General features: G+C 65.3%; 9 protein-coding genes and 1 tRNA gene. 6 read left to right on the top strand and 4 right to left on the bottom strand.

What is annotated here, in order from left to right; genetic code table 11:
* Nucleotides 1-115: 115 nt before the first annotated feature.
* On the bottom strand, nucleotides 116-2,479 hold the full coding sequence (locus FS507_RS03020; RefSeq protein WP_145941343.1) for a DEAD/DEAH box helicase: 2,364 nt from the start codon (nucleotides 2,477-2,479) through the stop codon (nucleotides 116-118).
* Nucleotides 2,480-2,853: 374 nt separating this feature from the next.
* Between FS507_RS03020 and FS507_RS03015 the strand changes: the two genes are divergently transcribed.
* Nucleotides 2,854-3,057, top strand: coding sequence for a cold-shock protein (locus FS507_RS03015; RefSeq protein WP_038546005.1), 204 nt, complete (start codon nucleotides 2,854-2,856; stop codon nucleotides 3,055-3,057).
* 218 nt (nucleotides 3,058-3,275) lie between these two features.
* On the opposite strand, the gene FS507_RS03010 is transcribed toward FS507_RS03015, so the two are convergent.
* Nucleotides 3,276-3,650 (bottom strand): winged helix-turn-helix transcriptional regulator, encoded by a 375-nt coding sequence (locus FS507_RS03010; RefSeq protein ID WP_145941342.1) that lies wholly within the window; start codon nucleotides 3,648-3,650, stop codon nucleotides 3,276-3,278.
* Nucleotides 3,651-3,724: 74 nt separating this feature from the next.
* Here FS507_RS03010 and FS507_RS03005 point away from each other — a divergent pair, with 74 nt between their 5' ends.
* From FS507_RS03005 to FS507_RS02995, 3 genes are all read left to right on the top strand, one after another.
* Entirely contained in the window at nucleotides 3,725-4,354 is a 630-nt protein-coding gene (locus FS507_RS03005) for an NAD(P)-dependent oxidoreductase (RefSeq protein WP_145941341.1), read from the top strand.
* Nucleotides 4,355-4,513: 159 nt separating this feature from the next.
* The gene (gene topA, locus FS507_RS03000; RefSeq protein ID WP_145941443.1) at nucleotides 4,514-7,531 is read left to right on the top strand and encodes a type I DNA topoisomerase; all 3,018 of its coding nucleotides are present in this window, start codon (nucleotides 4,514-4,516) and stop codon (nucleotides 7,529-7,531) included.
* A gap of 1,027 nt (nucleotides 7,532-8,558) precedes the next feature.
* Nucleotides 8,559-9,875, top strand: a complete 1,317-nt coding sequence (locus FS507_RS02995; RefSeq protein ID WP_145941340.1) for an Nramp family divalent metal transporter — start codon at nucleotides 8,559-8,561, stop codon at nucleotides 9,873-9,875.
* Here the strand turns inward: FS507_RS02995 and FS507_RS02990 are convergent.
* Nucleotides 9,872-11,398, bottom strand: coding sequence for an adenylate/guanylate cyclase domain-containing protein (locus FS507_RS02990; protein WP_145941339.1), 1,527 nt, complete (start codon nucleotides 11,396-11,398; stop codon nucleotides 9,872-9,874). The genes FS507_RS02995 and FS507_RS02990 overlap by 4 nt on opposite strands.
* A gap of 83 nt (nucleotides 11,399-11,481) precedes the next feature.
* On the opposite strand from FS507_RS02990, the gene FS507_RS02985 reads away from it, so the two are divergent.
* Together FS507_RS02985 and FS507_RS02980 are read left to right on the top strand one after the other, a co-directional pair.
* A complete protein-coding gene (locus FS507_RS02985) occupies nucleotides 11,482-12,735 on the top strand; it encodes a DNA polymerase III subunit delta' (protein WP_145941338.1) in 1,254 nt (417 codons plus the stop codon).
* Nucleotides 12,736-12,835: 100 nt separating this feature from the next.
* Nucleotides 12,836-12,908, top strand: a tRNA-Thr gene (locus FS507_RS02980).
* Nucleotides 12,909-12,948: 40 nt separating this feature from the next.
* Here FS507_RS02980 and FS507_RS02975 read toward each other — a convergent pair.
* Nucleotides 12,949-14,136, bottom strand: coding sequence for a heparan-alpha-glucosaminide N-acetyltransferase domain-containing protein (locus tag FS507_RS02975; protein ID WP_145941337.1), 1,188 nt, complete (start codon nucleotides 14,134-14,136; stop codon nucleotides 12,949-12,951).
* Nucleotides 14,137-14,191 lie beyond the last annotated feature (55 nt).

The raw sequence follows: 14,191 nt of genomic DNA, 5'->3' as shown, positions 1-14,191 counted from the left end.
ACTCCTCGTGTTCCTCAACAAACATCACCGGCAAAACTATATTTTCTCCTACAGTAGCCTCCGGCGCACGGGTACGGACGGAGGAACACCCGGGGTGGAACCGGTTCTCCGGTGTTCAGACCCGGGCAGAGGCATCAGCCAAGGCACGCAGCAGTACCGCGGCGCCGTGCTTGAACAGCGGGTCATTGCCGTTGCCGCACTTCGGTGACTGCACGCAGGAAGGGCACCCGGACTCGCACGCGCAGGACTCCACGGTGTCCGCGGTCATCGACATCCACTGGGCGAACCGTTCGAACCCGGCCTCGGCGAACCCGGCACCGCCCTCGTAACCGTCGTAGACGAAGACGGTGGGGAACCCGGTGTCGGCGTGCAGCACCGTCGAGACCCCGCCGATGTCCCACCTGTCACAGGTGGCCAGCAGGGGAAGTAACCCGATCGCCGCATGTTCGGCGGCATGCAACGTGCCGGGCCACAGCGGTTCCTCGATGCCGAGATCGAACAGGACGGCCGGATCCACGGTGTAGGCCACCGCGCGGGTGTGCAGCCGTTGTGGCGGGTAGTCCAGCGGCACGGTGGTGAGTACCTCGCCGTCCAGCGTGCGCCGTTGGTAACCGGTGACCTGGTGGGAGACCTCGACGTCCACGTCCGCGGTCCACACGCCCGACGGTGCGGATGCCGTGCCGCCGATCTCGCGGGTGCGGCGCACACCGTCGACGCGGATGGAGACGGTCTCTTCCGGCCGGGTCGTCCACTCCGGGGTCTCCGGGTGCACCAGGGACACGGAGTCCTGCAGGGACAGCGCGTCGACCAGGTAGCTCTCCCCCTGGTGGACGTAGACGGCGCCGTCGTGGACCTCGCTGACCGCCCGTGCGGCATCGACGGTGCCGAGCACCTGACCGGTGTACTGGTCGACAATGACCACCTCGTCGCCGGCGCCGCCCCGGATACTGACCCTCCCGTGGACCTCACCGGAGATCTCCAGGTCACAGAACACACCCCGGGGGCGTCGGCGCAGCGAGCCGTCGGCCACGAGTGCGTCGACGACGCGCCGGGCCGTCGGGCCGAAGCGCTCGATCTCACCGTCGGTGAGGGGAGCTTCGGCGGCGGCACACAGCAGATGGCCGGCGAGGATGTAGGGGTTCGAGGGATCGAAGACGCTGGCCTCCACGGGCGTGTCCAGCAGCGCCTCGGGATGGTGGACGAGGTAGGTGTCCAGCGGATTGTCGCCGGCGACCATGACCACCAGGCACCCCTGTCCCCGCCGCCCGGCACGACCGGCCTGCTGCCGGAAGCTGGCGACCGTCCCGGGGAACCCGCAGGAGACCACCGCGTCCAGACCACCGACATCGATACCGAGTTCCAGGGCGCTGGTGGCTGCGAGGCCGAGCAACTCACCGTTGTCGAGGCGTCGTTCCAGCTCGCGTCGGGCTTCCGGGGTGTATCCGGCCCGGTAGGAGGCGATGCGGGAGGCGTCCCCGGGTCGTCCAGCGGCGGAGAGATCCTCGGCGCAGGCCAGGGCGGTGATCTCGGCGCCACGCCGGGAGCGCACGAACGTCAGAGTGCGCGCGCCTTCGCCGATGAGCCGGGCCATGATGCCGGCGGACTCCGTCGTGGCGGCGCGGCGGACGGGGGCGCCGTGTTCGCCGACGACATCCTCGCGGAAACCCGGTTCCCACAGGGCGATGGTGCGCTCGCCCTGCGGCGAGCCGTCGTCGGTGACGGCGACGGTGGGGCGTCCGGTCAGGCGCTCGGCGTGACGTTCCGGTTCCGCCGTCGTCGCACTGGCCAGGATGATCGTCGGCTCCGCGCCTGCCCGCGCCGCCAGTCTCAGCAGACGTCGCAGCACCAGCGAAACGTGTGCGCCGAACACTCCCCGGTACACGTGGCATTCGTCGACGACGATGAAACGCAGCGACCGAAGCAACCGGGACCACCGTCGGGACTGTCCCAGCAGTGAGGCGTGCACCATGTCAGGATTGCTGACGAGGATGCGGGCGTCGTCGCGGATCGTCCGGCGGGCCTCGGTCGGGGTGTCCCCGTCATAGGATGCGACCATCACATCGCGGAGCTGCGGGATCTGCGAACACAACCGGGCCAGCGCGGCGCGCTGGTCCTGCGCCAGCGCCTTGGTGGGGGAGAGGTACAGGCAGGACGCTGTCGGCTCGGACGCCAGACGTGACAGGACGGGCAGCTGGTAGCCCAGGGACTTTCCCGACGCGGTGCCGGTGGCGACAACCACGTCGTGGCCCTCCCAGGCGTATCCGGCGGTGGCGACCTGGTGCGACCAGGGGGCGGTGATGCCGTTGTCCATGAGGTGGTCGCGGAGCGCGGGCAGCACCCAATCCGGCCAGTCAACCGGTGAGGAGGGACGGGCGCCCTCGGTCCGCACGTGGGTCAAGGTGTCCGAATCAGCACCGCGACCGGGGCCTGACGCATGACGCAGCGTCTCGAGGAGTTCACCTCCGAAAGATTCGCTCATGGTGAACAGTCTAAGCTTGACCCCGCCGGAGACCTTCCACGACATATATGTGCAGGTCACCGGAGGTTTGTTCGCTGACGGGTATAACCGGAACCTGTGGCCGGCCTGCGAATCCGGCATTTCGGGGGAGAAAATACCGCCGCTGGTATGGTGCTGCGGCGCGAAACGTGGAACACTGGTGGGCGGTCACAGTTTCTGTGCGTCGCTTTGCTCGCTGTATCACCGGTTAGACCCGCAGTCAGTAGGTAAAACGTTCGCGGGAGTTGTTTGCATGCGGACGGACCAACCTTTATCGGTGGTTCTAGCATCGGCCCGGTGGCCTCGCGAAAAGTTGGCGGGGCACCGATCACCGAGAAGTAAGTAAGGGAAAGAACATGGCACAGGGAACCGTCAAGTGGTTCAACGCTGAAAAGGGCTACGGCTTCATCGCACCGAACGATGGTGGCGCTGACGTCTTCGTCCACTACTCCGAGATCCAGGGCAACGGCTTCCGTACCCTCGAGGAGAACCAGCAGGTCGAGTTCGAGATCGGCGACGGCGCCAAGGGCCCCCAGGCTCAGGCTGTCACCGCTCTCTAAGAGCTGCGGCTGAACCCGCTGGTCCGGGGGTGATACCCCCAGGACCATGCAGTGAAAGACCGACGCCGCCCGGCGTTCGCGGAGTACTCCGCGGGCACCGGGCGGCGTTGTCGTATGTGAGGGGGCTGTTGCCGCCCGTGCTGGGGCGCGTGGCGGGTTTTCGCACCCGTTAAGCTACTTCTTGAAATATGACCTGGGGTTTCGGGTGTATCCCGGCCTTATGGGGTGCGAATGTCGACCTCGTCTGCCCTGCGGTGCTCCACCACGTCCGACATGTGCGCGACCGTCCACTCGAACAATGCGTGGACAGGGGGTAGGGCGGACCGGCCGAGATCCGTGAGTTCGTAGACCACCCGCGGGGGGATTTCGGGGAAGGCGGTGCGGGTGATCAGTCCGTCCGCCGCCAGAACAGTCAGGCGTTGGGACAGGACCCGTACGGAGATGCCGTCCACCGCCGACTGGATCTCACCGTTACGCAGGGGGCCCTGTTCCAGGGAGAGCAGGATCAACATGTTCCACCGGTCGCCGAGGGTGGTGAACAGGTCGCGGCTGGGGCAGTCGCGCGCGGCAGGGTTCCAGGGGGTGTCCGTCATGTGGGGGACTCTACCACTACGCTATTCGAGGAATCCACTTTACAAATGGAAGTATCCAGCTTATTCTTCCGGACATGGCTAACATCACCGTTTACGGAACGACCGGCATGGTCGGCAGCGACATCACCCGCGAAGCAGTCTCCCGTGGTCACCGGGTCACCGGTGTCTCACGCCGTGAGAACCCGGACAATCAGATTGAGGGTGTCACCTATGTGACAGGCACTCTCCAGGACACCGCCGACGTGGTTTCCAAGGCGCAGGAGGCCGACATCGTCGTCATCTCTGTGCCAGGACCGCGGGACGGCAGCTCCGTCCAGCCCGTCATCGACGCTCATGCCGCACCGATCCCCGCTCTGGCGGACCGGGACGTCCGTGTCTTCGTCGTGGGTGGGGCAGGGGCGACCCTGACTGAGGACGGCACCATGCTCGTCGACACCCCGGATTTCCCCGAGGCGTACGCCGTCGAAGCCCGGTCTTTCGCCGAGGTGCTCGATCTCTACCGTGCTGCCCCCGGTTCCCTGGACTGGACGATGCTGGCTCCGGCCCCGGAGATCACCCCGGGCGCGCCCGCCGAATCGTATGTCCTCGGCGAGGATCACCCGGCCGGTGGCAGCGTCACGACCGGCACCTTCGCCCGCGCCGCCCTGGACGAACTCGAGAACCCGGTGCACCGTCGCGCCCGGTTCACCGTGGCTGACGCCTGAACCGGCCTGAAACCCCCCGTGGGGACGGCGTTTCCGCGGAGTTGCGCTCGCGGCGTGTAGGGTCTCACCTCGAACCCCCCTTGTGATTCAACTGGGCACATAGGAAAGGTTGAACACACGGGGCCACGGGAACGACAGGAGAAGGTGGGAGCAACACCGATGGCAGCGCAGGAGACCCAGAACGGCGGCGGGAAGAAACTCGTCATCGTCGAGTCCGCCACAAAGGCGAAGAAGATCCAGCGCTACCTCGGCGACAAGTACATTGTCGACGCGTCTGTCGGTCACATCCGTGACCTTCCCCGCGGTGCGGCCGATGTGCCCGCCAAGTACAAGAAGGAACCGTGGGCCCGTCTGGGCGTGAACGTCGACGACGACTTCGAGGCCCTGTACGTCGTCAGCCCCGACAAGAAGAAGAAGGTCTCCGACCTCAAGAGCAAGCTCAAGCAGGTCGACGAAGTCTATCTCGCGACAGACCCCGACCGTGAGGGCGAGGCCATCGCCTGGCACCTGCTGCAGGTGCTCAAGCCCAAGGTGCCGGTGCGCCGGATGGTGTTCCACGAGATCACCGAGGCGGCGATCAAGGAGGCTGCGGAGAACACCCGCGACCTGGACCTCGACCTGGTGGATGCGCAGGAGACCCGTCGCGTCCTCGACCGTCTCTACGGCTACGAGGTCTCCCCGGTGCTCTGGCGCAAGGTCATGCCCCGGTTGTCGGCCGGCCGGGTGCAGTCCGTCGCCACCAGGGTGATCGTGGAGCGCGAACGCGAGCGCATGGCATTCGTGGCTGCGGAGTACTGGGATCTCACCGCCACGCTGGACGCTGCGGACGTGAAGGACCAGTCCTCCGGTTCGGCCAACCCGACGTCCTTCGACGCGTCGCTGGTGGCCGTCGACGGTAAGCGTGTCGCCCAGGGGCGCGACTTCGGCGACGACGGCAAGCTCAAGTCCGGCAAGGCCCAGGCCAATGTCACCGTGATCAACCAGCAGGCCGCGGAGACCCTGGCGGAGAACCTCACCGGTGTGTCCATGTCGGTCTCGAAGGTCGAGGAGAAGCCGTACACCCGGCGTCCCTACCCGCCGTTCATGACCTCCACGCTGCAGCAGGAGGCCGGACGTAAGCTGCACTACACCTCGGAGCGTACGATGCGGATCGCGCAGCGTCTCTACGAGAACGGCCACATCACCTACATGCGTACCGACTCGACGACCCTGTCGAAGTCCGGTATCGACGCCGCGCGTCAGCAGGCGCGCGAGCTCTACGGTCCGAGCTTCGTCGCCGACGCGCCGCGTCAGTACAACCGCAAGGTCAAGAACTCGCAGGAGGCCCACGAGGCCATCCGTCCCGCCGGCGAGACCTTCGCCACCCCCGGGAAGCTGTCGGGTCAGCTCGACACCGAGGAGTTCAAGCTCTACGAACTGATCTGGCAGCGCACCGTCGCCAGCCAGATGGCGGACGCCCGCGGAACGTCGATGAAGGTGACGGTCTCGGGCACCGCCACCAGCGGTGAGAAGACGGACTTCCAGGCGAATGGACGCACCATCACCTTCCCGGGCTTCCTGAAGGCGTATGTGGAGACCAGCCAGCTGTCGGACGGACGCAACGTCGCCGACAACGCGGAGAAGGCGCTGCCGGTCCTCGCCGAGGGCGACGGCCTGTCGACGGAGAAGGTCACCGCCGACGGTCACTCAACCAACCCTCCGGCACGTTTCACCGAGGCGTCGCTGGTCAAGACGATGGAGGAGCTCGGTATCGGGCGTCCGTCCACGTACGCGTCGATCATCAACACGATCAAGGCCCGTGGATACGTGGTCTCCCGTGGCTCGGCGTTGGTGCCCAGCTGGGTGGCGTTCGCCGTGGTCGGGCTGATGGAGCAGAACTTCGGCTCGCTGGTGGACTACGAGTTCACCTCGTCGATGGAGGACGAGCTCGACCGCATCGCCCGCGGTGAGGAGAACCGGTCGCACTGGCTGCGCGGCTTCTACTTCGGCGACGACAAGGCCTCGGATGCCACGGCGGAGACCATTGCCCGCCTGGGCGGTCTCAAGACGATGGTCGGGGACAACCTGGAACACATCGATGCCCGCAAGGTGAACTCCCTGCACCTGTTCGACGACTCCGAGGGCATCCCGGTGATCGTGCGTGTGGGCAGGTACGGTCCCTACCTGGAGCGTACGAAGCCTGTCCCGGACGGTGCGCCGGAGGGTACGGAGCCCGAGGTGCAGCGCGCGAACCTGCCGGAGACGATCACCCCGGACGAGTTGACACGTGAGGTCGCCGAGAAGCTGTTCGCCACGCCGCAGAGTGGGCGGGAGGTCGGCATCAACCCGGAGAACGGCCGGATGATCGTGGCCCGTGAGGGGCGTTACGGTCCTTATGTCACCGAGCAGGTCAAGGACGACGAGGAGGCCAGGGTCACCGCCGAAGCGGAGAAGACCGTGGAGGCCGAACGTGATCAGGAGGACGCCGACCGTGCAGCGGAAGGCAAGAAGCCGCTGAGCCGGGAGACGAAGACCGCGGCGAACAAGAAGGAGAAGCGGATCAAGGAGATCCTCCAGGAGACGCTGAAGCCGAAGACGGCGTCCCTGTTTGAGTCGATGGACCCGGCCACCGTGACTCTGGACGAGGCGCTGAAGCTGATGAGCCTGCCGCGTGAGGTGGGTGTCGATCCCTCGGACGGGGAGATGATCACGGCGCAGAACGGTCGGTACGGCGCGTACCTGAAGAAGGGCTCGGATTCACGGTCCCTGCAGAACGAGGAGCAGATCTTCACGGTCACCCTGGATGAGGCACGGCGGATCTACGCCGAGCCGAAGCGTCGGGGACGGGCCGCGGCCAAGCCGCCGTTGAAGCAGCTGGGTGACAATGACGTGTCCGGCAAGCCGATGACGGTGAAGGACGGGCGCTTCGGGCCGTACGTCACCGACGGTACGACGAATGCGTCGCTGCGCCGCGGTGACTCGCCCGAGACGATGACGGACGCCCGTGGCAATGAGCTGCTCAGTGAGCGGCGCGCCAAGGAAGCTGCGGACGGTGGTGCTCCGGCGAAGAAGTCGGCGAAGTCCACGCGCAAGTCCGCGAAGAAGTCGACCAGGAAAACCGTGAAGTCGACCACGAAGCGGACCGTGAAGAAGGGCACGTCGGCGGCAGTGAAGAAGGTGACCTCGAAGGAGAGGTGAGCTTTGACCAGCGGTTTTGCGCGTGGGTGGCACGTGGCGTTCTCCGGGCTATTTCTTCTCTGAATACAAGATCCGGAAGTGGACTGACCTGCGGTTAGGTACCCCCGGGGGTATTGTCCTCCCCTTTTTACTTTCCGGTGGGATAGTGTTCATTTTGTACGGGGAGTGATGACCTCCGCACACGGCCTATCTGGATGGGTCAACCTTTCGGTGTGAACGCGCACTTTGGCGAACAGCATGCTGCTGAAGTGCGCGTTTACTCTGTCTTGGTCCTGAATACCCCCGGGGGTAACAATGTTTACCGTGGCAATAGTTTTGGAGGGGGTGGGGATGTATTCTCCGAGTTGTAGTGGAAACACCTGCTGCACCCTTCCTCCTCAGAAAGAGAGATCATCATGATCGAGGCTATTCAGACCATCATCGGCACCGTTGCCGGTGCCATCGTCGGCGTCTTCCAGGCCCTCGTGGGTTCCCTCCAGGGCTGGTAAGTCGCCCTAGTGAAGAAGAAGCTCCCGGGTCATGGCCCGGGAGCTTCTTTCGCTGCGGGGGTGTGATGTACCGGGGAGGGCTACGAGTGTTCGGGGGTGGGGCGGTGCTCGCGGGGCGGCGTTGTTACCTCAGCAGCAACAGTGTTTTTCCACAAGTAGGTACACTGGCCGGTGCGGTCTGGAACAGCTGGGCCGTTCACTATTGTCTTCCATCGAAAGGACGATCATCATGATCGAGACCATCCAGGGCATCATCACCACCGTTTCCGAGGCTCTCGTTGAGGTCTTCAACTCCATCGTCAGCTCCGTGCAGGGTGGCGGCGAGGCCTAAGTCGCATTAGCGACTGCAACCCCCGTGCTGAGGCACGGGGGTTTTTGCATGGGCTGGTGTTGTGTTGCTCATGCTGTGATCGAGGTAGGCGGCTCCGTCAAGGTAGGACGGTCTCGTCCGTCGGTACGAGCGCTTGTTTGACCAGGTTTTTGCGTAAGCCTACGATCGAGTTCACTATTTTGAACTTTAGGTCTGAGGATGGCGAACAATGACGGTAGATGCGGCGGATGTCGATCTCGGGCAGCAGGGTGCACGAGCAGATTCGCCACAGAAGCAACCCCGGCTGACCAGCCTCCTCGGGCCTGCGTTCGTGGCTGCCATCGCCTACGTCGACCCGGGGAATGTGGCCGCGAACCTGTCGGCAGGAGCCGAGTACGGCTACTTGTTGCTCTGGGTGCTCATCGTCGCCAACCTCATGGCGGCGGTGGTGCAGTACCTGTCGGCGAAGCTGGGGTTGGTCACGTCCAGGTCGCTTTCCGCCACGCTCGCGGACTGGTTTGATGCGCGCGAGAAGCACGGCACCGTGGCGCAGCGACGTCGGGGGAAAATCGGACGTCTGGCCTACTGGGGCCAGGCGGAAGTTATCGCGGCAGCCACGGATGTCGCCGAGGTCGTCGGTGGCGCTATCGCCCTGAATCTCCTGTTCGGTACACCACTGGTACTCGGTGGCGTGATCGTCGGGGTGGTGTCGTTGGGCATGCTCGTGCTGCAGGGCGGTCGGACACAGCGACGGTTCGAGTTCGTGATCATGGCATTCCTGCTGGTCATCACCGTCGGGTTCCTGTCCGGCCTGTTCGTCACCGGACTGTCGGTAGGCGAGATGGTCGAGGGGATCGTCCCCCGGTTCCAGGGCACGCACTCCGTGGTTCTCGCAGCGAGCATGCTCGGTGCCACGGTGATGCCGCATGCGGTGTACCTGCACTCCGGTCTGGTGCGTGACCGCCGCTTCACGCCGCAGGGGGACGCGGGGATGAAACGGCACCTCGCGGCCACCAGGTGGGACGTGGGAACCGCGCTTGTGGTGGCCGGGACGGTCAACATCGCGATGCTGTGCCTTGCAGCTCAGGCTCTGCGGGGTGTGGACGGCACCGACACCATTGAAGGTGCCCACGCTGCTGTGGAGGGTGCCCTGGGGCCGGTGATCGGCATGATGTTCGCGGTGGGGTTGCTGGCGTCGGGTCTGGCGTCGACCTCCGTCGGCTGCTACGCCGGTGACATGGTGATGCGGGATCTGCTCAAGATCCGTATCCCGTTGCTGTTGCGTCGTTTCCTGACGATGCTTCCGGCCCTGGTGATCCTCGGGGCGGGCGTTGAACCGACGTGGGCACTGGTGATGAGCCAGGTCGTCCTCAGCGTCGGCATTCCTTTCGCCCTGGTCCCCTTGGTCGCGGTGACCTCGCGGAGGTCGGTGATGGGGCGTTGGGTGAACCCACGGACGCTGACCGTGCTGGCGGCGGTCATCTGCGCGGTGATCATCGCGTTGAATGTGGTGTTGATCTGGCTGACGCTGACCGGGCAGGCCTAGCCGCGTTCCGCCAGCGTGGGCCGCACGGGGCGTGCCAGCTGGGTCATCTCCTTACGGCCGCGCAGTTCCACGGACTTCATCAACGTCCAGCGCGCCTGCTCAGCTTCATTGGCCTTGCGCAGCGTCGCTGCGTTGGTGAGGACGCGGCCCGGTGTGTCTTTCGCCAGTTCGGTCAGTCGGGCGGCGGCGTTCACCGCATCACCGATGACGGTGTACTCGAAGCGGTCGCTGGCGCCGATGTGGCCGGCCACGACTTCGCCGACTGCGGCGCCGATGCCGGCGGGGAGCTCGTGGTCGGCCAGCTCCTGATTGAGCTCGCGGGCCGCAGCCAGCGTGTGGCCGGCCATGTCGTCCAGCGGAATCGGGGCACCGAAGACGGCCAGGGCGGCGTCACCCTCGAACTTGTTGATGATGCCCTTGTTGCGGTGCACGACCTCGACGACCTTGTCGAAGAAGCTGTTCAAGGCCTTGACCACGTGTTGCGGGGACGAAGACACGGCGAAGCCGGTGGAGCCGATGACATCCACGAACAGCACACCGACAAACCGGTTCGCCCCGCCGAGCTCCGGCTTTTCCTCAATGGCACGCCGGGCGACCTCCGTCCCGACGTAGCGTCCGAACAACGTGCGTACCTGCTCGCGTTCGCGGAGCCCCTGCATCATCTCGTTGAAACCCGCCTGCAGGACGCCGATCTCGGTGGCGTCGTAGATACGGACCTGGGCGCGTGAATCGCCGCGACGTACCCGGTTCATGGCGTACTGCAGTTCACGGATGGGGTCGACCACGGTCATGGTGATCAGGCGTGTCCCGGAGAAGCCGGTGAAGAGGGCGGTGAGACTGAGTGCGAGAACACCGGGCAGGATCTCGCGGGCGTCACCGGTGAAGAAGTTCGTCGCCTGGGCAGCGACCATCAGCACCACGCCGATGACGGGGACGGCGGACGTCAGGATCCAGACACTGGTGATCTGCAGCGACAGCGGCGAGATCCGTTCCTGTGGTGCGCCGGTACGGTTGAGTGCCTTGGCTGCGACAGGGCGCACGAGACGCTCGGCGACCATGAAGGTCATCAGGACGACCATCGCCCCGCCGAGGACTGCCGTGACTGCCACGGAGAGGGCCCACCTGGCGGAGACCTGGGAGGCGACGACGGTGAAGATGACCACTCCGATGCCCCACAGCACCGCACCGAGGACGGCCTGGAGAGCGGGGATACGCAGTACGAGCCGTCTGATCATCACGGGATCGACGGGGTCCGGGTTGCGCTGCCACCGCAGTACCGGTGCGAAGAAGAAGAGGGTGGCGCTGATGCCCGTCACCAGGGCGACGATGAAGTACACGGTGTAGAGCGTCGCGGTCATGGTGGTGACGGTCGTCAGCTCCGTCGCACCGCCGAGGGGTACGAGGAAACGGAGGAAAGACGCCACGGCAAGCGCGCCGACGACATTGACCATGAACACGGACAGGGCGTACAGCGGCCAGGTGGTGCCCCACGCCCACGCGATGTACTGCCCCAGTCTCTGCATGCGCTCCAGACTATCGGAGCGCCACGTGGTTGTCCCTGTTGCGTCCGGACGAGGGGGAGGGGAGGGGACTAGACTTGCTCCCTGTGAGTTCCTCGTCAGCGTCCGGAGCGACTACCCTCCCCGAGTCCGTGTTTTCCGCAGCCGTGCTGAGTCCCCATGTGACCGTGCCGTTGATCGCTGCCGTGGAGGCGGCCCGGGGAGGCGGGCAGGATGCGGCGATGACGCATTCGTGGTTGTTCACCGGCCCGCCTGGTTCAGGACGGTCGGTGGCCGCGAAAGCGTTCGCCACCGCGCTGGTGTGTGAGGATCCGGACGTGCCTGGCTGCGGTCGGTGCGACAGTTGTCGGTCGGCTGCTGCAGGGTCGCATCCCGACATCACATGGGTGCACACCGACGGTGTGGTGATCCAGGTGTCCGAGGCGCGTGAAGTCATCAAGACCGCGGCGGCGATGCCGACGGTGGCACCGTGGCGGATCGTGGTGTTCGAGGACGCGGACCGCTTCAACGACAGCAGTGCCAATGCACTGCTGAAGAGTATCGAGGAGCCGCCCGAACGCACCGTGTTCATTCTCTGCGCGCCGAGTACGGATCCGGAGGACATCGCGGTGACGCTGCGGTCGCGGTGTCGGCACCTCTATGTCCCGACACCCTCGAGGGCAGAGGTGGAGGCCGTGCTGTTGGGCGATGCCCGGCTCGGACTGTCCCAGGAGCAGGCGTCCTGGGCTGCGGATGTCGCCGGTGGGCACATCGGGCGGGCACGGCATCTGGCTTCGGAGGAGAAGGCGCGGGCGAAGCGGGCGAACGCCTTGAAGCTTCCCGGACTGGTGTATGAGCCGGGGGAGTCGTACCGTTTCGTCACTGACCTGGTGTCGTCGGCGACGGAGGAAGCGACCGCGACCGTGGCGGAGCGTGAGGAGAAGGAGCTCGCCGACCTCCAGAGTTCCCTGGGGATGGGAGCGAAAGGACGTGGTGTGGCGAAGGCACAGTCAGGGGCTGCCGGGCAGATCAAGGAGCTGGAGAAGGAGCAGAAGAACCGTCGGACCCGCATGCTGCGGGACTCGTTGGACCTGGCCCTGATCGACATCGCCGGCCTGTACCGGGACGCGATGATGATTGCGGCGGGGGCCGTCGAGGGCGATGAACCGGTCGGCGGTTTCCTGCATCCGGACAAGTCGAAGGTCTCGAGGGAACTGGCCCGACGCAATGCCCCGGAGAATCTGGTCCAGTGTATTGACGCCGTGTCAGCGTGCCGTGAGACTCTCACGTACAACGTGAAGCCGGAAGTGGCCTTGTCCGCCATGGTCGGGCGGCTGAGGGAGTGTTGTGGGCAGGTCTGACCTGCAACGGACATGCTGCAGGGGTCCCTTTTTGTGGAGGGTTGAGCTGTCCGCTAGGATTACCCGTCGTATGCAGCACCATCGTTGATGGAGTGCGTGCGCCGCCTTAGCTCAGTCGGTAGAGCGTTTCACTCGTAATGAAAAGGTCGCGAGTTCGATTCTCGCAGGCGGCTCAGACAGAAAGGCCCCGTCGAACGACGGGGTCTTTCCTCGTCAGTCGACGCGGTCGCCGTGGTGCGCGGGGCGGGGAACAACGGTCGCGGACACCCGCGTGAGCAGACGCTCCAACGGTCCCTTTCCGAGGAGCACCGTCCAGATGACGCAGCCCGCCGTCACAATGAAGACCATCGGCCAGAACGGGTCGAGCGCCCGGAAACCGTCCATGGCGTCGGTGCCTGTCACAGTCCGGTCTTCGCGGAACATCCAGAGCGCCCAGAGGGCGAGGTGTGCGGTGTAGGCAGTCAACGGCATCGAACCGACGACGCGTACCGGCCATACGATGTGGCGTAACTTTGTGGATCCGAACAGGATGCATGCGGCGATCACGGCAAGGGCGAACCCACCGGACCCCACCGCCTCACCCATACCGGAGGAGTGGGGTGTGTCCTGGAGGTATGAGAGCATCCGTGCCGGGAGGCCGGCCTCGCCGACATGTTCAGCTCGCTCCAACTCCGCTGCCGCCCGGTTACCGACGGGTCCGATCAAGGCATATCCGACGACTGCGAGAACTGTTCCTCCGGCCAGCAGCTGCCATACAGGACGGCTGCTGCGGGTGTTGTCGCCGATCACTTTTCCGGTGCCGAGACCGGCCGCGAGGAACGCCGTCCACAGCGGGAAAGGGAAGTGCCACCCGAGCAACAGTGAGAGTCTGTCCGGCTCTTCTGGACCGCTGCCGGCCCAGACATGGTTGATTGCCCCTACGACGAACGGCATGACGACGGCGAGTACCGCCGCGACAATGAAGAGGTTCCGTGGACGGAGTGTGATCAGGGCTGCGCCGATAACAAAGAGGGCCCCGTACGCAGGAAGGATGACATTGACCGGCACCCAGGTGAGGGTGATCAGGACACCGAGTCCCCAGAGCAGCACGGCCCGGACAAGAAGACGCCGCTGCTGCACCGTCCGTGAGGATGCTGTGGGAACGGAGCTCCCGGAGGTGAGGCCGAGTGAGAATCCGGCGAGCGTGGCGAAGAGTACTGATGAGCGCCCGTCAACGATCCCGTCCCAGGTGTCTGGGTCGTCCCAGTGCAGATCCGCGGTGACCAGCAGGTGAGCCGCAAACATCCCGAACACCGCCAGGCCGCGCGCAAGGTCGACCCCCGGGAGGCGGACCGGCGGTTCCAGGTTCAGGAAGTGGCTGTCTACCGTGTCGGAGAAGGCCTGGTTGTCTTGTTTCCTCATGAGAAGGAAGGGGACCCGTCCTTTCCGTGTAGTGCTCAGACGGACATTCCGTCGA

The organism is Corynebacterium glyciniphilum AJ 3170 (assembly GCF_007673095.1).
Classification (GTDB): Bacteria; Actinomycetota; Actinomycetes; order Mycobacteriales; family Mycobacteriaceae; genus Corynebacterium.
Note: the sequence above shows the minus strand (reverse complement) of the source record. Positions and strands in the feature narration are given on the sequence as shown.